17 protein-coding genes and 2 pseudogenes are annotated in these 20,649 nt (G+C 39.0%); 16 read left to right on the top strand and 3 right to left on the bottom strand.

Annotation, left to right across the window (positions count from 1 at the left end):
- Positions 1-2 precede the first annotated feature (2 nt).
- From neuB to ATG66_RS18785, 16 genes and pseudogenes are all read left to right on the top strand, one after another.
- Complete coding sequence (gene neuB / locus ATG66_RS18855; RefSeq protein ID WP_098416738.1) at positions 3-1,076, top strand: N-acetylneuraminate synthase; 1,074 nt, start codon at positions 3-5, stop codon at positions 1,074-1,076.
- Positions 1,069-1,743 (top strand): acetyltransferase, encoded by a 675-nt coding sequence (locus tag ATG66_RS18850; protein WP_098416737.1) that lies wholly within the window; start codon positions 1,069-1,071, stop codon positions 1,741-1,743. The genes neuB and ATG66_RS18850 overlap by 8 nt, the downstream gene beginning before the upstream one ends.
- Positions 1,740-2,804: a nucleotidyltransferase family protein gene (locus ATG66_RS18845; RefSeq protein WP_098416736.1), complete on the top strand. Its 1,065-nt coding sequence runs from the start codon at positions 1,740-1,742 to the stop codon at positions 2,802-2,804. Before ATG66_RS18850 ends, ATG66_RS18845 begins: the two co-directional genes overlap by 4 nt.
- Positions 2,801-3,508, top strand: a complete 708-nt coding sequence (locus ATG66_RS18840) for an acylneuraminate cytidylyltransferase family protein (RefSeq protein ID WP_098416735.1) — start codon at positions 2,801-2,803, stop codon at positions 3,506-3,508. Before ATG66_RS18845 ends, ATG66_RS18840 begins: the two co-directional genes overlap by 4 nt.
- Positions 3,495-4,517, top strand: coding sequence for a glycosyltransferase family 2 protein (locus ATG66_RS18835; RefSeq protein WP_179885731.1), 1,023 nt, complete (start codon positions 3,495-3,497; stop codon positions 4,515-4,517). The genes ATG66_RS18840 and ATG66_RS18835 overlap by 14 nt, the downstream gene beginning before the upstream one ends.
- Before the next feature lie 38 nt (positions 4,518-4,555).
- Positions 4,556-5,584, top strand: a complete 1,029-nt coding sequence (locus ATG66_RS18830) for an EpsG family protein (protein ID WP_098416733.1) — start codon at positions 4,556-4,558, stop codon at positions 5,582-5,584.
- 35 nt (positions 5,585-5,619) lie between these two features.
- Positions 5,620-7,098, top strand: a complete 1,479-nt coding sequence (gene murJ / locus ATG66_RS18825; RefSeq protein ID WP_098416732.1) for a murein biosynthesis integral membrane protein MurJ — start codon at positions 5,620-5,622, stop codon at positions 7,096-7,098.
- On the top strand, positions 7,091-7,897 hold the full coding sequence (locus ATG66_RS18820) for an aldolase/citrate lyase family protein (RefSeq protein ID WP_098416731.1): 807 nt from the start codon (positions 7,091-7,093) through the stop codon (positions 7,895-7,897). The genes murJ and ATG66_RS18820 overlap by 8 nt, the downstream gene beginning before the upstream one ends.
- 89 nt (positions 7,898-7,986) lie before the next feature.
- On the top strand, positions 7,987-9,177 hold the full coding sequence (locus ATG66_RS18815; RefSeq protein ID WP_143699722.1) for a hypothetical protein: 1,191 nt from the start codon (positions 7,987-7,989) through the stop codon (positions 9,175-9,177).
- Between the two features lie 79 nt (positions 9,178-9,256).
- Complete coding sequence (locus ATG66_RS18810; protein WP_179885729.1) at positions 9,257-9,811, top strand: sugar transferase; 555 nt, start codon at positions 9,257-9,259, stop codon at positions 9,809-9,811.
- 1 nt (position 9,812) lies between these two features.
- Entirely contained in the window at positions 9,813-11,591 is a 1,779-nt protein-coding gene (asnB, locus tag ATG66_RS18805) for an asparagine synthase (glutamine-hydrolyzing) (RefSeq protein ID WP_098416729.1), read from the top strand.
- Positions 11,592-11,723: 132 nt separating this feature from the next.
- Positions 11,724-13,685 (top strand): polysaccharide biosynthesis protein, encoded by a 1,962-nt coding sequence (locus ATG66_RS18800; protein ID WP_098416728.1) that lies wholly within the window; start codon positions 11,724-11,726, stop codon positions 13,683-13,685.
- 63 nt (positions 13,686-13,748) lie between these two features.
- The gene (locus tag ATG66_RS20895; RefSeq protein ID WP_179885717.1) at positions 13,749-13,922 is read left to right on the top strand and encodes a hypothetical protein; all 174 of its coding nucleotides are present in this window, start codon (positions 13,749-13,751) and stop codon (positions 13,920-13,922) included.
- A 407-nt stretch (positions 13,923-14,329) separates the two neighbouring features.
- A pseudogene (locus tag ATG66_RS18795) lies at positions 14,330-14,623 on the top strand (DUF6444 domain-containing protein); the annotation flags it as partial.
- Positions 14,624-14,851: 228 nt separating this feature from the next.
- Positions 14,852-15,976 carry an ISAs1 family transposase gene (locus ATG66_RS18790; protein WP_143699721.1) on the top strand — a complete coding sequence of 375 codons (1,125 nt, stop codon included), beginning with the start codon at positions 14,852-14,854 and terminating at the stop codon, positions 15,974-15,976.
- A 167-nt stretch (positions 15,977-16,143) separates the two neighbouring features.
- Positions 16,144-17,571, top strand: coding sequence for a trypsin-like serine protease (locus ATG66_RS18785; protein ID WP_179885728.1), 1,428 nt, complete (start codon positions 16,144-16,146; stop codon positions 17,569-17,571).
- Between the two features lie 332 nt (positions 17,572-17,903).
- On the opposite strand, the pseudogene ATG66_RS18775 reads toward ATG66_RS18785, so the two are convergent.
- The 3 genes and pseudogenes from ATG66_RS18775 to ATG66_RS18765 form a co-directional block, all read right to left on the bottom strand.
- A pseudogene (locus ATG66_RS18775) lies at positions 17,904-18,293 on the bottom strand (ATP-binding protein); the annotation flags it as partial.
- 353 nt (positions 18,294-18,646) lie between these two features.
- Positions 18,647-19,258: a hypothetical protein gene (locus ATG66_RS18770; protein ID WP_098416726.1), complete on the bottom strand. Its 612-nt coding sequence runs from the start codon at positions 19,256-19,258 to the stop codon at positions 18,647-18,649.
- Complete coding sequence (locus ATG66_RS18765) at positions 19,255-20,418, bottom strand: tyrosine-type recombinase/integrase (protein ID WP_098416725.1); 1,164 nt, start codon at positions 20,416-20,418, stop codon at positions 19,255-19,257. Before ATG66_RS18765 ends, ATG66_RS18770 begins: the two co-directional genes overlap by 4 nt.
- Positions 20,419-20,649: the final 231 nt, after the last annotated feature.

Raw genomic sequence — 20,649 nt, 5'->3', positions numbered from 1 at the left:
TAATGACCTTGATTATTGCCGAAGCGGGTGTAAACCATAACGGCCAAGAAGAACTAGCATTTTCTTTGGTCGATGCAGCTCACAAAGCTGGAGCGGATATAGTAAAGTTCCAAACTTTTAAAGCAAAAAACCTAGTTACCGAAGAGGCTAAGCAAGCTGAATATCAAGTAACAAATACTCAAAAGCAAGAGTCTCAGTTAGCGATGTTAAGCCGTTTAGAACTGTCGTACGAGACCCACCATGATCTCGTCAAATACTGTGGTTCGCTTGGTATTGAGTTTCTATCAACAGCTTTCGATTTAGAAAGTTTAGATTTCTTAGTCAATGATCTTGGTTTAACGCGCTTGAAGTTGCCTTCCGGTGAGTTAACGAACGCTCCTCTTGTATTGGCTCATGCTCGTACTGGTTGTGATCTTATTGTGTCAACAGGTATGGCAACACTTTCCGAAATTGAGACAGCTCTTGGAGTGATTGCTTTCGGTTATACAACAGATGAAAAAGCAGAACCTTCGATGCTAGGTTTCCAAGAAGCTTATGCATCAGAAGCTGGTCAAAAAGCGCTAAAAGAGAAAGTAACAATTCTTCATTGTACAACGGAATATCCTGCTCCAATGGAAGAAATCAACCTAAGAGCAATGGATACGCTAGGGCGAGCATTTGACTTGGCGGCAGGCTATTCGGACCATAGTGAAGGAATTACGATTCCAATTGCGGCTGTTGCTCGCGGTGCTGTTCTTATAGAGAAGCATTTTACGTTAGATAAAAACATGGAAGGTCCAGACCACAAAGCCTCTCTAGAGCCACAAGAGCTAGAGGCAATGGTAAAAGCCATCCGTCAGATTGAGATTGCATTAGGCTCTAGCGTAAAAACTCCTACAGTTTCTGAAGTGAAAAACAAATCCGTAGCACGCAAAAGCTTAGTAGCAGCAAAGGATATTGAAAAAGGCGAGGAGTTAACAGAATCTAACCTCACAATTAAGCGTCCAGGCATTGGTTTGTCCCCTTATCGCTATTGGGAACTTCTGAGCACTAAAGCAACCAAAGGATACAAAGCAGGAGAGTTGATCATTGAGTGATGAGGTGAATCTTCCTATTGTAATGATTGGTGGAGGCGGTCATGCCTCCGTTCTTGCTGAAATACTGCTTACGCAGGGAAGAAACATACTTGCCGTGATAAGCCCTGAAGATGTCAGTCAGCGTTCTGTATTTAAAGGAATTTCCATCCTTGAAAAAGACGAAGATATTCTGAGGTTTGACAAAGACAAGATTTTTTTGGTCAACGGTATTGGAATGATGCCCAAATCCGGCTTTAAGAAAAAAATTAATGAATACTTTCTCTCATTAGGTTATCAATTTGAGACGGTCATCGCTGACAGTGCATTCGTTTCACCTTTTTCTAAAATTGAAATTGGTGCTCAGATTTTACCTATGGCGATGATTCAGACTGGGGCTACAGTGGGGAGCCATAGTATAATCAATACGGGCGCTTTGGTTGAGCACGATTGTAAAATAGGTGCTTATAACCATATTGCTCCTAAAGCAACGTTATGTGGTCAAGTCAAGACAAAAGAAAGTGTCTATGTTGGAGCTGGTTCAACGGTTATCCAAGGGATATCTATTGGCAGTGGCGCTATCGTGGGGGCTGGTACTAGTCTCACTAAGTCTTTAGAAGAAAATACCATTGCATATCCTGCTAGAGCAGTAATTAAAACAAATTCTTATAAAACAAAAGGTAGAATATGAGTCATTGTTGGCAAAAAACGCTGATATCAGAATCAAGTACAATCAAGCAGGCATTAGAAATCATTAACAGCGAAGCATTGCGTGTCGCTGTGGTTGTTGATCAAGATAAAAAGCTTCTAGGCATGATTACAGATGGTGATATTCGACGTGGCTTATTAAATGATCTGGCGTTAACCGACTCGGTTTCAAAGGTGATGAATTCTGAGCCTGTTACCGCAGAGCAAGGTACAAAAAAAGAGCATCTTGTAGAGTTAATGGAAAGAAAGCAAATTCTATCGGTTCCATTACTTGACCAAGACAACAAAGTTGTAGGTTTAGAAACTCTTCACGGTGCGCTGAGTAAAGACAAATATCAGAACCCAGTATTCATTATGTCTGGTGGTTTTGGTACTCGCTTACGACCGCTGACGGACAACTGTCCTAAACCAATGTTAAAAGTTGGTGATAAACCCATTCTAGAAACTGTAATTAGGAGTTTTATTAGAGCGGGCTTCAACAATTTCTACATTTCAACGCACTACATGCCAGAACAAATTCACCAACATTTTGGTGATGGTACTGATTTGGGGGTTAGCATTTCATATGTACACGAAGAGGCTCCTTTAGGCACTGGTGGTGCGCTAGGCCTGCTACCAGACGATATGCCAAGAGATCTACCATTAATTATGATCAATGGCGATGTGTTGACTAAAGTAGACTTCGAGCGTTTGTTAAATTTCCATATAGAAAATGGTGCAGATGCAACGATGTGTGTTCGAGAGTACGACTACCAAATTCCTTATGGTGTTATTAATGGGGACGGTAATCAAATTACCAGCATGGTTGAAAAACCAGTTCAACGCTTTTTTGTTAACGCTGGTATCTATGTTGTGTCTCCTCGAGTGATTCAATCAGTAGAAAAGAATCAGAAAATCGACATGCCTACGTTGCTCGAGCAACATATGAAAGAGAGACAAAAAGTATTGATGTTCCCAATTCACGAATATTGGCTTGATATTGGTCGTATGGACGATTTTAAAAAAGCTCAAGTTGATATTCTTTCTTTAGGTATAAACGAATGATTGGGAAACAAAAAGTAATCGCTATTATACCTGCTAGAGGTGGTAGTAAAAGGTTGCCAAGGAAAAACGTACTAAATCTTGCTGGGAAACCTTTGATTTCATGGACGATAGATGCAGCTAAAGAGTGTAAATATATCGATGAAATTTTAGTCAGCACAGATGACAGAGAGATAAGTAATATTGCCTTACAGCATGGCGTGCATATGCCTGAATTAAGACCATCTCATTTATCTTCAGATAGCGCAACGACTGAAAGCTTATTATTGTATTGTTTAGAACAATATGAAATAGACGCAAACATAATCGTCCTTTTACAACCTACATCTCCTTTAAGAAGCGCGCTAGATATTGAAAAATCTTTAGAGTATTACATAGAAAAATCAGCAAAATCTGTCGTAACAGTGACACAATGTGAACACTCTCCATTATGGGCAAATATTCTTCCTGAAGACTTTAATATGGGGAGGTTTATTCCAGAAAAAAATACTAAAAGATACCAAGAACTGCCTGTTTTTTATCGGTTAAATGGTGCAATTTACATTTTTGATATAGATACCTTTAAAGTCTGTGGGATGAAGTACTCAAAGGATAGTTATGCGTATTTAATGGACAATGAATCATCTATCGATATAGATACAGAACTAGATTTTAAATTTGCCGATTTTTTATTGAATGAAAGAGTTTCATATTATGCCAAAAGTTAGTGTTATAGTTCCAGTTTATAATATGGAAAAATACTTAAACCGTTGTTGCGATAGCTTAGTCAATCAAACTTTAAATGATATCGAGATAATACTTGTAAATGATGCTTCTACAGATAACTCAATTGACATACTACGGTATTATGAAGAGCAATTTCCAGGAAAAGTGAAGGTTATAGATTCAGAAGTAAACCTTAGACAGGGAGGGGCAAGAAATTTAGGAATTCAAATAGCTCAAGGTGACTATATTGGTTTTATAGACAGTGATGATTGGGCTGAGCTTACAATGTTTGAGAAATTGTATGAAAATGTTGTCAAAAAACCATACAGTATATGCTACTGTAATTATAATACAAGATATACAACAGAAGAGGTTTTTTCTGTTATCAATCGAACAAGTCAAATAGACTGGGGTAAAGAAGAGCAATTGGAACTCCAAAAGCAATTATTAATTAAGCCTTCGTCGATTTGGAGTGGGATTTATAGTAGGGATTTTTTTGATTGTGCTAAGTTAAGATTTCCTGAAAAGTTGTTTTATGAAGATAACTTCCTTGTTCCTTTATTGATATGTCATTCAGAAAATATAAACAAAATTGAAGATGCGTTAGTTAATTATTTTCAAGGTAATATCTCTGTTACACGCTCTGTCAACAACTATAACTTTTTCGATAGATTAGATTGTAGCAGAATGCTGCTTAATGACTTTAAGGAAAAAAAGTTTAATCCGGAATTAAATAAGGCTATAGAGTTTTTCTTTATTGAAACATTTCTAATTAATACTGCTGCAAAATGTTATACTGCTTTTGAGCCAATTCAAAGAGATAAAGTTTGCGAAGTTTTAAAAGAAATTGAAAACATCTTACCTAAGTTTAAAGAAAATGAATACTTAAGAGATAAATGCAAAAAAAATTGGAAATATGGTGTTTTTTCTTATCTTCTTTTTAATCATAAATTCATTTTGGATTCTGGATTTTCGTTGTTACTCTTATGTAAAAAAATCATTCGTAAGTAATTAATATTATCTTCAACTTTTAAAACGCATCAATAACTATGATAATATCATTATTTGCTCTCGTTATTCTGTTTTTTTCTTGCGTAAATGTATATGGTTATAATTCGAGAATATTATTCTATTCATTATCGTTATGTATGATAATTCTTACGGGAATACGGCTAGATGCAGGAAAAGACTATCCTATATATTTTTCGCTATTTTCTAGTTTAGATGATTGGTTCAATATTAATTTTGAACCGGGATTTACAGTTTTAGTTAAGTTATTGAAAGATTTTGGTTTCAATGCATATAATATATTTTTCTTTTTTGCATTAGTTTCGATTTTTCCTGTAGCCAATGCTTGTTGGAAGTATAGTAGGTTTCCAGTATTATCGTTGGCTATATATTTTTGTCTTTATCTTATTCCATTAAATTTCAATGCAGTAGCTCAAGGTTTAATTTCAGGAATATTCTTCTCTTCTATTTTACTGATAAAGGAAAATAGAAATAAAACTGTAGCTATATTATCGGTATTTTCAGCAACCATACACATATCTGGAATCTTCATTTATCTTGTCTATTGTACATTTATACGTAAAGTTGAAATTCAAAAACTATGGATGATTTTTATAGGGTCTATATTTGCTTTCTTAATTTCACCTTATCTTTATAATGTAATAATACTTTTACCAATTGATGTTTTGTCAGTAAAAATGTCAAGTTATGCAGAACAATATGATGCAAGTGTAAAGATTACTAGTATAATTCAAAGAGCTGTCATAATAATACCACTTTTAATTTTCTATAATAGACTAGATGAATTCAATAAGAGCTTAGCCAAAGTGTATGTTTTTGGTTTTCTTTTTTATTCGATTTTTTCTTTTAATGGCTTATTGGCAACTAGAATTAACCTTCTCTTTAAAGTATTGGATATTATATTGATTCCAAATTTAATAGGATGTTTTAGGTTTAAGTTTGATCGTCTAATTATTTTTGTTTTTTTTGCAGTTTTTTCATTTTCTATATTATCAGGTAACTTCAAAAACTTGTATATATGGGATATTAAAACGATTCTGAGTCTGTAAGGATATAATTCTTGCTAATATTGGTGTAAATTAAGATGATAAAAAAAATCTTCATCTCGTCTTTTATTATCAACTCTCTACTAATAGCTGGTAAGCTTTCGGGATTTTTGAGAGAAATTCTCGTAGCAAAAATATATGGCGTATCAATAAATGCCGATATAGTTGTGATATTACTAACATTTCCAGATCTTATAATTGCTATTTTAGTTGGAGGAGCAATTTCCTCTGCTTTAATTCCTGTTTTTTCTCAAAATAAAGAGCATGCAAAAAAATATGCAGTTCAGACGTCATTAGTACTTGGTGGCATATTTTTAATACTAGCGTTATTCCTTGGCTTAAATGCTAGTGAAATACTCAAGTTATTCTCACCCACTATGTCTACCTCTGATGCTGAAGCGTATTCAAGTTTATTTTTTATTGTCATAATTTCGATACCTATATCTGTAGTTACTGGGATTTATACTGCTTATTTGCAATCCATGAGTAAATATTTCTATTCAGGTCTGAATACCGTTGTTTTTAACGGAGTTATCATTTTCTCTCTAATTGTAATATATCTTTTTAAAGTGTCCTCATTATATTTCTTGTGTGGCTTCATTCTATTAGCTTCATTGATTCGTTTTTCCATACAGTTTTATTACGCTAAAGTTGATTTTAGAAGGAATAGCTTCTATCCGTGGCTAATAGATAAAAAATTGGTTTTTAGATATATTCAAGCTATGGGAGCAGGATGTGTTTTAGTTTTGTATCCTATCGTTGTTCGAACATTTGTATCATCTAATGGCGATGGTTACCTTGCAATGTTCAATTATTCCATGCGTTTAGTTGAACTTCCTCAGATGTTATCTATAACTTTTGTAATAACTTTATTATTACCTAAGTTGTCTTCTTCTTTTAATAATAACAAAAAATATCACGGTGAATTAATTATATCTGGATTTCATCTGGCGTTAGGATTATCAGTTGTACTCTCAGTCTTACTTTATTATTCATCTGAACAAGTCGTTTCAATTATATTCTCAAGCCTCAATGTTAACGATTCATATGTTGTATCTAAAATGATTTCTTATGGCGCACTTACAATCCCTTTTCATGCATTGAATACCTATATGTCTACAATCTGTTTTTCTCAAGGTAATGCAAAGCGTCCAATGGTTATTAATATTATTGGTATTACTTTTCTTTTTGTCATGCTTTCTAGTTTTTCGGGTAATATATCACCCTACGAAGCTATTACATGTCTTCTAGTTTCTTATTGTTTATGTCTATGTATTCATTTGATGATGTTTAATTCTTCATCTATCAATTCAACCGATTTTTTTAAAGATGGATTTTTTATATTGTCACTTTTTTCTGGTGGGTGCTTAGCTAATTACATATTTAACGATAGTAGTGCCTTTAACAGTTTTATATTTTTTTCAGGAATTATCGCATTTGGAGTTTTTTGGATGTGTATTATTTCTATTGCTCATGGGAAAATTAGACAATTAATTATGAGGAAATATTTTGTTTAATTATTTATATATAACAAATGTACCAGAGATAGCTTCATATGCAGAGGATTCTGGTGTAAATAGGATTTTTATCGATTTAGAAGTCCTAGGTAAAGTCGAACGTCAAGGGCATTTGAATACATTTATAAGCAAGCACTTAATTACGGATATTAATCCAGTAAAAAGAGTTTTACGAAAAGCTGAATTGCTTGTGAGAATTAATCCTTTTAATCAACTAACTGAAAAAGAAGTCAACGATGTTATAAACGAAGGGGCAGATATAATAATGCTTCCTATGTTTAAAACAATTGAAGAGTTAGAATCAGTAATTAAACTAATCAATGGCAGAGCTAAATTTATCCCTTTGGTTGAGACATATGATGCGGCGAGCAAGTTTCAAGAAATAAGTGAGTTAGATGGTGTTGATGAGATTCATATCGGTTTGAACGACTTACATCTTGATATGGGACTAAATTTTATGTTTGAGCTAATTTCTTCTGGTTTTATTAGTTCAATCACGAAAAATGTAAAGAAGCCTTTTGGTGTTGGAGGAATAGCGACAGTTGGTCAGGGAGTTGTTCCTGCTGAACTAGTGTTAGCACAACATTTGAAGCTTGGCTCTTCGGGAGTAATTCTTTCTCGTGCCTTCCATAAGAGTGCTAAATCACTTTTGGAATTGAAGGGACAAATTGACTTAAATGAAGAGTTCAACAAGTTAGAAGTAACAAGAAAAAGCATGCTTAAATTATCTCCAGTTGATTTAGAAAACAAAATAAACTTGTTTAACTCTAAGGTTAAAGAATGCTTATGTAAGAATTGATTGCATTATGAAGTAGATGATAGCCTTGAATATTTACTTTGTTTTTTAAAGGTGCCTGAATAGACTGTGAAATTTACCAGAGGCTTGAAGTGAAAAAGAAAAAGATTTATATGGTATGTTACGGTGGTGGTCATGTTCGTATTATAGCCCCATTGTATAAGAAGCTAATTCATTCTTATGATGTTAAAATATTAGCATTGACAACAGCGGGTGAGTTTTTAGATAGCCTGTCTATACCATATCTAACATTTAAAGATTATTCGAAGTTGTTTGAAGGTAAAGTAAGAGAATATGGAGAAGTTTTAATAAAATCTTTGTCTTCCTCTTCCCAAGTTTCTCATGAAAATTCAATTTATTACCTAGGTTGCTCTTTTTATGAGTTAGTTAAAGAGTATGGAGAGAAAGAAGCTTACTTAATCTATAAGAATAAAGGGCGTTCTGCTTTTTTACCTATAGATACACTAAGCCAGATATTAAAACTCGAACTTCCTGATATCGTATTGACAACTAATGCTCCGAGAGCAGAAAGAGCTGCTTTAATTTCAGCTAAATCATTGGGTATAAAAACGATCTGTATAAATGATAACTTATGGATTTCCGGTGGCGCGAGTGAAATAGTAAGCAAAGGTCTAACAGATACTATTTGTGTGCTATCCGATACGGTTAAGAGCAAGCTTCTAAACATTAACCCTTCGGTTAATGTCGAAGTAACAGGTACCCCTGTCTTTGATAAATTAAAAGTAAAATCAAAAAATATACAAAGCAGGTCAAAGGATAAAAAAACGATACTTTTAGCTGATTGTGATCTACCCAGCACTCATCCTTTATATCCTGGGGTTATTGCGGATCCTGAATTAGGTGAAAAAATTCGAAAACAATTGGACTTTCTTGCAGTTAAGCGGTTTTGGAGCGTTGTTTTTAGGCCTCACCCAAGTCAGAATTATGATTACACTGAGTACAAAAATGTTATTCTATCTAAACCCACGGATGATGTTTCTGATCTTCTTGCTAGTACGGATATAGTTGTAACTGCAATTAGTACAGTTGGAATAGAGGGGCTCATGTCCGGGGCTGGGTTAGTATCTATTGAGGGAACAGTTTATGGTAAAGAAAACTCTTATTTTGACTATAATCTTTCAAGCCCTGTTTTCTCAGAGTTTGATTTAGAAGATGCAATTGATGAACAGCTTTTAAGAAGCAAAAATATCAATACGAGCTTTTACAAAGGCTTTGCCGTTGATAACATTCATCATTGTATTAATGTTATGATTTCTTCTTGATTTTATTTTTAAATTAATAGGTTGTTATTTAATGATTATAAAGCTTCAATTGAGTTTATCATGTTAAATGGAAAGTTTGATGAAAAGATTATTTGATATTGTGGTCACAATAATGGCCTTGTTATTACTATCTCCACTTATGGTTTTAGTCTCAATATTTATCATTGTTGAAGATAGAGGCTCTCCTTTTTTTAAACAGCTTCGTGTAGGAAAAGGAGGAGAAGTTTTTGGGATTTACAAGTTTAGAAGTATGAAGGTTAATGCGGAAAAGCTTGGCCCCTACTACACAGAAAAAAACGATCCAAGGATAACTAAAGTTGGTGCTTTTATTAGGAAAACTAGTATTGATGAATTGCCACAACTAATAAACGTTCTATTGGGACAAATGAGTATAGTCGGTCCCCGACCTGATGTTCCGATTCAACAAGCAAATTATACGAAAGAACAATGGAACGCAAGGATCAGTATTAAACCTGGCATTACAGGACTTGCTCAAGCGACAGCTCGTTCGTGCGCAAATCCAGAGCAGCGTATTCAACTGGATATGAAATATATAAATAATAATAATTTTATGTTTGATATGAAAATTATTTTAATGACTATTAAACAAATAATATGTAAAGGTGGCAATTAATATGTGTGGAATTTTTGGTTACTTTGATTTTAAAAATGAGTCAAAAGATGAAGCTGTTGTCAAATCTATGGGGGAGGTTATTTGGTATAGAGGCCCCGATGGCATGGGATATTACCATGATAAAGGACGTGCTTTAGGTAATCAACGCTTAGCCATACTTGACATTGATCATGGTCAACAACCATTTTACTCAGACGATAACGATATTATTGTGGTGCAAAATGGTGAAATTTTTAATCATATTGAGCTTGCTAGAGATTTGGAAGATGGTCCTTTTGCTTGCGAAACATCATGCGATACTGAAGTTATCTTAAGACTATACCAGAAATATGGCATTGAATTTATTAGTATGTTGAATGGTATGTTTGCAATCTCTATCTATGATAAGCGCATTGATTCGATGTACCTAATTCGAGATCGTGTTGGAGAGAAGCCTCTCTATTTTCACCAAAATCATCAGTGTTTATCATTTGGCTCTGAAATTAAGTCAATTCTCCAAACGGGTGTTGAGCGCAAACTTAACCACCAGGCATTAGATACTTACATTTCATACAACTATGTTGTTCCTCCATTGACCATGTTTGAGGGGGTAAGACATGTTATGCCAGGAACTTATCTAAAAGTATCAAATGATAAAGTAGAAGAGATTGAGTGGTGGGACATGGCTGTCATCGAACCCGTAGAGTATTCGGAGGAACAATGGATTGAGAGGTTGAATAGTACTTTAGACAGTGCTACAAAAATTCGTTTGAGGGCTGATGTTCCCTTTGGGGCTTTTTTATCCGGAGGGGTTGATTCAAGCTCAGTTGTCGGTTTTATGAGCCAAAACTTGGATAAAGCTGTTAAAACATTTTCAATAGGCTTTCACGATAAGAAGTATGATGAGTCCCTTTTTGCTGAGACAGCGGCGAAACGTTTTGGTACTGAACATATTTGCGAGAAGGTAGAAGCTAATTTACTTGGGTTATGGAGTAAGGCTACATACCATTGCGATCAACCTCATGGAGACGTGTCTTTTATGCCAACTTATAAGGTCGCTGAATTAGCCTCCAAGCAAGTTAAAATGGTATTGACAGGTGATGGGGCTGATGAATTGTTTGCTGGCTATGATAAATATAAACATTTCTTCGAAAAACAATCGGAAAATTTAACGAAAGATGAGTTTCAATCTAAGTATCTAGAAAGTATCTCTTTATTCCAAAAAGAACAAAAAGAAAAACTTTACAGCCCTTCGATGAAAGCAGCTGTTGGTGACTTTGATAGTCATGCGAATGCTAGGGCGCTTTTTGAAAATGTCCCCCATCAAGATAGAATAAACCAAGTCCTGTATGTGGATACTAAGCTATTGTTATCTGGTAATAATCTAGTGAAGCCGGATAGAATGGGGATGGCTGCATCTATCGAAAATAGAGCTCCTTTTCTTGATCACCGGATGATTGAACTAGCGTTTTCTATCCCTGGTCAGCTAAAGCTTAATAATGGTGAGACAAAATACATTTTTAAGAAAGCAGTGGAAAATCTGATTGGTGCAGATTTGGCTTACCGTCAGAAACAAATGTTTACTGTACCGATAGGTGAATGGCTCAAGCTCGAACTAAAACCTATGGTTGAGGATCTTTTATTTAGTGATAGAGCACTAGCTCGAGGTTTATACGAACCTCAGTACGTGATTGATTTATATGAAAACCATTGTAAAGGTAGTGCTAATAATACGAGAGAAATTCGAGCTTTAATGGCTATCGAGCTATGGTTCAGAGAGTTTCTAGATGTACACCTATAATGTAATGTAATGTAATATTTCGGTCTGGTTTATTTTTCTCGTTAGTGTTTGAATGCGTCTCGTTGGTCAAAGGGGCGCATGTTCATTATAATCACTTGGTATCGGCTTTTCTTTTCTACAGAATAATTTTTTATGCAACGTCTCAAATTTATATGGCAGCTTTCTCGAACTAACAAAAGAATTGTTAGTGTGATAATCGACATGTTACTGATAATTATGGCTTTTTATCTGGCAATTCTCGTACGCTCCGGAGAAGTGCATAGCTTTTATACCCCCGTTGTTTGGGGGATTCAAATTTCAGTTACTATAGTGACAATTGCTGTGTTTGCGCGATTAGGGCTTTATAGAGCAGTTCTTCGCTATTTGACTTTTCAGACTTTATTCGTAGTTGCTACCGGAGCCACCATTTCTGCCTTGCTCGTAGCAGCTTTTAGCTTCTATATGAGTGATCCGCTTCCTAGAACTGTTCCGATCATCTATGGCGCATTTCTTGCGCTTTTTTGTGGTGGGCCTCGTGTTATCGTCCGCTCTTTGATTGCTCAGAGCTACTCTACACAGAGTAAAGAGGTCCTTATCTATGGTGCTGGTTCTGGTGGTCGTCAACTCGCGATGGCATTGAGAAGTAGTGGGGACTATCGTGTAAGAGCATTTATTGACGGCGATTCAACATTGTGCAATACCATGATTTTAGGTTTACCTGTTATTGCTATTGAAGATGCAATGCCAATTATTAACAAGTACGATGTTTCTCAAGTGTTGCTTGCGGTCCCTAGTGCTAAACGTTCTCGTCGTAAAGTAATTCTTGATGAATTAGCTAAGCTGCCTGTTGAAGTGCTTACTGTTCCTGATATGACGGATATTGTCTCAGGCAAAGCAAAAATCGATGAGTTAAAAGATGTTGCCATCGAGGATCTGCTCGGACGTGATCCGATTGCACCACAACAAGTGCTATTAGAAGCGAATATCAAAGACAAGGTTGTGATGGTGACGGGAGCGGGTGGCTCCATTGGTGCAGAGCTATGTCGACAAATTGTAGAGCAAAGCCCAAAATCTATAATCTTATTTGAGTTGTCTGAGTTCGGTCTGTATCAAATTGATCGAGAGCTTAATCAACTTAAAGTCGAAAAAGGACTAAGTTGCGAGATCATCCCGCTATTAGGCTCTGTGCAGCGTAAGCATCGTTTAGAAACAACGATGACATCGTTTAAAGTTCAAACGGTTTATCATGCGGCTGCATACAAGCATGTTCCATTGGTTGAGTTCAATGTGATAGAAGGGGTGCGTAATAATATTTACGGTACTTATTATACGGCTTGTGCTGCCATTAAGGCAGGGGTTGAGTCATTTGTGTTAATTTCTACCGATAAAGCCGTTCGACCGACCAATGTCATGGGGACGACAAAGCGTATGGCTGAGCTCGGATTGCAAGCGCTAGCAGAGCAAGAAAATCATAAGCCTAAAGGTACACGTTTTTGTATGGTCCGTTTTGGTAACGTATTGGGCTCATCAGGTTCGGTTATTCCTCTGTTTAAAAAGCAGATCGTTGCAGGTGGTCCAGTGACGGTTACGCATCCAGACATCACGCGTTATTTCATGACCATTCCCGAAGCCGCACAATTGGTGATTCAGGCGGGGGCAATGGGTAAAGGCGGGGATGTATTTGTGCTTGATATGGGCGAGTCGGTGAAAATTACCGATTTAGCGCGTAACCTTATCTATCTATCGGGCCTTGAAGTTAAATCAGACGAGAACCCGCATGGGGATATTGAAATTCAATTTTCAGGTTTGCGTCCAGGTGAAAAACTGTATGAAGAGTTGCTTATTGGGGATAATGTTAAGCAAACTGCTCATGAGCGGATCATGACGGCGCATGAAGTATTTTTACCACTCGATGAATATGATTCATTGCTCAATGAGTTAGACTCTGCGTGTCATGGTATGGAGCACGAGAAGATCCGCGCTTTGCTATTAGAGGCCCCAGCCGGGTTTACTCCAACTGATGGCATCGGTGATTTAGTCTGGCGGAACAGGCAAATCGAGGAAGAGCCGATGGCGCTCGAGTCATCGTCCATTTACAGGATCGGTAATACCTAATTATTGATAATTATCCCGTGACCTGTACGCAAAATGGTCAAAAAAAGAAGAGGAAGTACGCCGATGCTAACGTTTTTGCGCACTATTAAACAATGGTTTACTGATCTTGATGAACATGACCGCCAAGCCAAACAGATGCGCCGTGAAGACCGCTTAGGGGAAACCGACTACCAAAAGCTTCAGCAAGAGGTTGAGGACAAGGAAGAAGAAAAGCAGCGTTCAAATCTTGATGCCTGACCCCAGTCGTCGAACCTATTAGAAAGGATCTTTAGAGATCCTTTTTTTTATAATAGAAACGATGGTTTAAGACAATATTTGTCTCAGTGCTGAGACAAAGTTGAGACGCTTTTTACGCTTAATTTTGCTCTAATAGCCTGAGATAAAGCACCTATTGGGGGAACATCAGCGTGTGTAAAGTGTTCCTTTTCTTCGGGTGAGATTCGATGGCGAATGAGTAAACCGTGAATAAGTAAACGCACGATGAACCCACGGGGCGATACTCTAGTGTTTGAAGTTCCAAGATGTCAGCACCGTAACCGTTCACCAGCATGGTATTTACACATCAAAAACGTGATCATTAACACTGGATCTCACTTTGCCTATTGAGTGATCATTCATAGCCTTCATGCTGACTACATGACTAAAAAAAATCTAAATTCTCATCCTCACCCCCATAGCCTCAGATATCAACGAAGCAAACGCGTTGATCGTGGAGCTATGGAACAATTACGCCGTTATGAAGCTAAAAACCAGCAGCGCTAACTCTTCCAATCTCTCTCCTCTGATGGACCTAAATAGCGGGCTGAACGAAAAAAGCTCAAAGCCCTAGTGGTCGCAATCCGAGAGGAGTTAAACAAGGTCACGAAGGGCATAAGCGACAACTCTCAAAACTAAAAGAACCTGATACGGTTGTTGATTGTTTCCCTGATTTGCAATGTCAATCTGGTTAGCAAAGGTATTAATGCGAGTATTATTCACCATCGCTATGGCGATCAGGGAAAATTCACGTACATGCCCATGTTTAAAGGGTTCGTGGCGTAGTGAGTTCTCAATTTTAGAATCTCACTAGTTAGCGTTATCACATAACAACCAATTGTCTGATGATCGATTTGTAGATCATTTTCAGTGTTTTTTAATACCTCCATAGACAAATTGGAGGTTCAACGATGAGTAACCAGCACCCATTTATGCATTTCGATGTCATTCCAGATTACCGACAACAAGGCAAAGTCGAACATAAGTTAACCGATATCATTCTGTTAACAATTTGTGCTGTGCTTTCTGGTCAAGACGACTGGAAAGCGATTAGCCTTTACGGTGAAGCTAAGCTGGATTTCTTGAAGCGACTTGGTGATTTTAGCCATGGCATACCATCAACATCGACGATAGCCAGAGCGATGGGAATGATTAATGCGACTCGACTACAAAAGTGCTTCATTGAATGGATGAAAGATTGCTGTGAGCTCACTAAAGGTGAAGTTATTGCCATTGATGGTAAGACTGTCAGGGGCTCTTATGATGACTCTCGCGGCCTAGGCGCAATTCACATGGTGAACGCTTTTGCGACTGAAAATGGTGTTAGTCTCGGACAACATAAAGTTTACGAAAAAAGCAACGAGATCACCGCCATCCCAGAGTTGCTCGAACTGCTTGATATATCAGGTTGTTTAGTCACTATTGACGCGATGGGATGCCAAAAGAAAATTGCTCAAAAAGTGTTAAACAAAAACGCAGATTACTTATTGGCGGTGAAAGGTAATCAAGGTCGTTTAGAGCAAGCATTCGATAATTATTTCGATATGAGTATGCTACAAAAACACGATGGTGATTCTTACAGCACACAAGAAAAATCACGTGGCAGACAAGAAACCAGGTTGGCATTAACCAACACAGATTTAAGCGTTTTAGGTGATTTAGAGTTTGATTGGCCCGAGCTAAAAACGATGGGTATCGTTGTTTCTGTGAGACAAGAAGAAGCCGTGGCGAAAGAGTCAGAAATCACGGTGAGATACTACATTAGCTCGAAGAATTTAAATGCTAAAGAATTGTTAAATGCAACGCGTTCACATTGGTTGGTCGAGTCGATGCATTGGTCCCTCGATACGACATTTGGTGAATATGCTTGCCGAAAACGAGCGGAAGAAAGTGCAGAGAACTTCGCAAGGATCAGACAGATGTGTTTAAACATGCTGAAGAGTGAGACGACTTTGAAAGCGAGTATTAAACATAAAAGAGCGATGTGTGCGATGGATTCAGAGTACTTGTTGAAGGTTCTTGCGAGCCTTTATTGACGGGGATGTTCATGATTTTTCCGTGCTATGGCGATCTTTCAACGCCTGTTTAGTATTGCGCTTTTCTTCTGTGGGCTATGGATGTTACACCACCTTTAGTCAGTGACTTGCATTTAAAAATAACGAGGTACATTGGTATCTACGACATAAAAAAGGAATCTAAACCAATGAAAAACTATTTAACTCTTTGCGTACTCACTGCGCTCTCTATTCCATCTGCTCACGCGGTACGTTTTGGTACGGACGTTATGCCAAGTGAATACCGTGACTACACGGTACGAGTAGAAATTCCTGACCAGTCCGGTAAAAGTGCGTCTTGTGGTGGCCTATTAATTGGTGGTGAATACATCTTAACTGCTGCTCACTGCATTGGGGATATGAATAATGATAGTTACCATAACCCTATTGATATTGAGCCTCGCTACTTATGGTGGACAGATAACGGCGCTACAAACAGCATCAAGGTTTACCAAGGCATCAAATTTGATGCAGAAAAAGTCACCACCACAACTTACGAACCCGTTACCTTTATTGGTAACGGCATGAACGTATTTAACAGTTGGGTAGAAGAAGCGTCTTATGTACGCTCCTTGCATCCTGAAATCGACTGGCGTGGTCAAATCTTGTGGGAAACAGAAGAAAGCCGAATCGACCAAACTGTAAATGCTGGCTACCACTATGACATTGGCTTGATTAAGCTAAACAAGAAAATCAGCCAAAACGACCATGCGGCATTGGTTCCGATGTTTGATAGTCTGGAACAACACTTCAATATCGAAGCGCAACATAAATTTACATTCAAGGGGTGGGGGAAAACCGAAGACGAACAATACCCCGACACCATGAAGAAGAACACATTGGTCATGGAAAAAAACGACAAGTGGGTATCAGCAATCGCCTACATACCAAGCAAAATTCAAAATACTTACAACAAGGACTGCAACTCAACGGACGGATACGACTGCCGTTACGGTGATACCGACTATATTCACACATTTCCAACCACCATCGGCGGTACGGCGAGTGGCGGTGATTCAGGCACACCACTAGAACTGGCTGACAACCAAGTGGTCGCACTGGCAAAAACGCAACATATGAGTCTTGTGCCGGAATACAACCAATTTACGCATCTTGGGTGGTACTTAAAAGACCTGACTCAGATGATCAATAAAGTGGTTGCGCCAAGTGAAATGGCTATCACATTACAAAACACGTTAACACAGCCAACAGTACGAACGTTTGCGGTGCAAAACCTGTCTACCTCTACAGCTACGTTGATGCCCTCCGTCGATAGCGGTAATGGCAAATTACAAGTGTCCGGTTGTGAGCAAACTTTGCAGCCAACACAATGGTGTGAAATCACGCTTACCATTAACGCAAGCGTCGATGAGCCTGTAGATAATGAACAGGGCACTATCTACCTTAACGACAATATGAATACTGAGATTCCTATCTCTGCGGTTCGTGAGGCTGACACTGGTAACGGAGGTAGTAATGGGTCAGATGAAGGCGGCTCTAGCGGTGGCTCAACGGGCATATTCAGCCTACTTGCTTTGTTAGGATTGTTCTTTAAACGTAAAGTTGCGGTAAATTAAAACAAATAACACCACACACACCACATTTTAGGGGCTTATTAGCCCCTTTTTTTTCGCTCATAGCGTATTCAGGTGTCATCATAGGTACATTGAAAATAAATTGACGGAGTCTCAATATTATCGCTGATGATGCAATAGTATGGCGCTTTATAGATGACTCATAATGTCCACTGACGAGTAATGCTGCCGAACGAACCCTACGGCAAAGTTACAGAAGCTATCTACTTATAAATGGCTTCGAGAAATTGTCGATCACCATATTGTCAACGCCAGTTTAAAATTGACCCACTTATCGGCGTTATCGCCGAAGTAAAACTGACCCACCCACGTAATTAACTTCTACTTTCAGATAGATTTTCTAGAACCGTTGGTATGGTTCCAGCCGCCTTCTTTCCCCGTAATCGGTAGCTTTCTCCACTGATTTGTACGATGTGCGAGTGATGAAGAAGCCTATCCAGTAATGCCGCCGTCAGCGTCGTATCGTCGGCGAACGCATTTGACCATTGAGAGAACGGCAAGTTACTGGTTACGATAATGCTGCCTTGCTCATATCGTTTAGCGATGACGTTGAAGAACAAGTTAGCTTCTTCTCTGCCGAACGGTAGATAGCCGATTTCATCCACGATAAGGAGCTTTGGCGCAAGCACGCTTCGTCTCAAATAGCTTTCAAGTTTGCCCTGAGCTTTCGCTGTAGACAGTTGAAGCATTAAGTCCGCTGCTGTTGTTAAAAATGGATTATCAAGTACCTGTATTCTTGGCATAAATGGGGTCTGTAGCTAACGGGTGAACTGCGCAATGGACGAAAACTACCTAAACAAAGTTCTTGTAAGCCTACGTGACGGTGATGTTCTGCGGTTTCCGTGATGCTGGGGAAAAATAGCCTGACGTTTGATCCTGATTCTATCGCAATGTTATTACGAGAGGGTCATCCTGAAGGTAATTGACGCTGTAGTGATCCAGTTTTATTCAGAGCACCGATTGACTGATCGGCGCTCTCTCTTTATGTCTTTTCTCTCTTTTTGTTGGCCATCGCGACTCGTTGCGTTTTATCGCACCGTCACCTCAGTTTTATGTTTTATGAGGGATAGCAACAGTGCCAAAACTGAAACCCCAATGCTTTGAATGGCAGAAATGGTTGGTTACTACAAATCACAATCCACCGAGTTTCCACATCTAAGATCATAATCCACTTCTCGCCATACCCGACGAGACTATCTGGACAGTATGACTTCTGCTCCATCGCAAGGGTCATGGCTTGAGTCAATCGAAGGTGCTTGAACCACAGTTCTCCCTGATCCACTGGGTAGGCGCGGCAGCAACATGATGCTGACGCGAGCCAAAACTTAATGAGCAGTAGTTGCGGATAACGCTGGTGCAGATCAAGATCGAAATAACAATGGCTCTGTGAGCCAAAACATGCGCTCACATGCTCATTGAGCGCATGAAACAAAAGGGTATCGTTTCGGTATTGCTGCCAGCCGCGCTGGGCATACAACGACAGGCTGTCTTGTAAAAGTGCCGAAGGTTGCAAATCAAAAGGCGCTTCGGACTGCCACCAAAGCCGCTGTACCTCTTGAGATAACCCGCCTAATGCAAGGATAACCAGCGTGTTGTCGTGCGCGTGCTGAAAATCAAGCAATGTGTTGAGCTTATCCCACTGCGCTTCGAATGAAAGAGCCGTGTTCATCGACACCCCTCCTGTTTCATCAATTCATTAAACGAACTGCCATCGGATCGTGACGCATTGGCCACATAGGGCGCGTAGACTTTGAACAAGAGTTGGGTATCGCTGTGTCCTAGCATGTGTGAGATATACAGCGGGTTTTCGTGGGCTGCAATATGAAGCACCGCGGCGGTATGCCGTGTTTCATAGGGACGTCGACGTTTAAGCCCAGCTTTTTCAAGCGTCGGATACCAAAGGCGTTTACTCACGAAATGCGTATCGATAGGCTTGCCTTGGTGAGTAAAAACAAAGGGCGAGTCATCCAAACGTTGGGCTTTGAGACGGGTGAAGACATCAAGAAGTGTGTCGCACATTTTGAGTTCGCGTCGGGATTTTGGGGTCTTAACGTCGCCTAGCTCACCGTTGACAAGGTTTTGACGAATACGGATCAATCGGTGCTCAAAGTCGATGTGTTCCCAGTGCAGACCATGAATTTCACAGCTGCGCATCCCAGTCCAGAATCGGACGACAAAATAGTCACGCCAGTTGGCGGGCACCGTCTCCAAAAAGTGGTGAACCTCTTGCACGGTCATCGGATGCGAGTCGGCTTGTTCTTCTTTGAGTGTTTTGTAGCGGCGAAGTGGGTAGGTAAATTGGTGCTCATCTGCGGCGAGGCCTAAAATGGCGACCAGTGGCCATAAAATACCGTTGATGCGTTTATTGGAAAGCTTGCGATGGCCCTTATCGTCCAATTGATTGATGAGCGTTTCACGAAAGAATTCCATATTCGCTAACGTCACCTCATTAATGAGCGTATTGCCAAAGGCGGGGAGCAGGTAACGGTCTAAGGTGTTGCGCACCGTTTGTTGATAGCTGCTTTTCCATTTGCCTTTTTGGCGCTCGAACCATTCGTTGGCGAACTCATCAAAAAACGGATAGAGGCGATCGGGGTGCTTTGCTCGTTGTAGCGCCTCAAAAATGGGCACCTTTTTGCTGTGGGGGAAATAGTCGCGATACTGAAAGGTGTTCAAGTCAATCTCCGCATTCATTTGCTTGAGAAGAGCTTTGGCTTGACTGAGGTTTTTTGAGGTCGCCATTTGCTTTGTGCCTTCACGAAAGCGGCGGCCGTACAAATGAAGATCGAATTGAATGCGCCCGTTTGGGCGAATACGAATGTGTGCCATGCTGGCCTCCATCAGTATGAGATCGATAAATAGATCTGTCCCTGACCGATGGAATTCGCTAGAATCTGAGCCATCGGCTGGGGTGGGTTAAACGTCGTCGCAGCCGGTGCGGGGTAGGGAGGTTGCCGCCTTCCTATCCCAACTGCTTTTCTATTTTTTCAATAGGAGCGAAAAGCGTCACTATTGGTTGAAATATCATCATTTACTATAAGGCATACTGTGCGTTTGTCC

The organism is Vibrio sp. ES.051, from assembly GCF_002563795.1.
In the GTDB taxonomy this organism is placed as follows: Bacteria; Pseudomonadota; Gammaproteobacteria; order Enterobacterales; family Vibrionaceae; genus Vibrio.
Note: the sequence above shows the minus strand (reverse complement) of the source record. Positions and strands in the feature narration are given on the sequence as shown.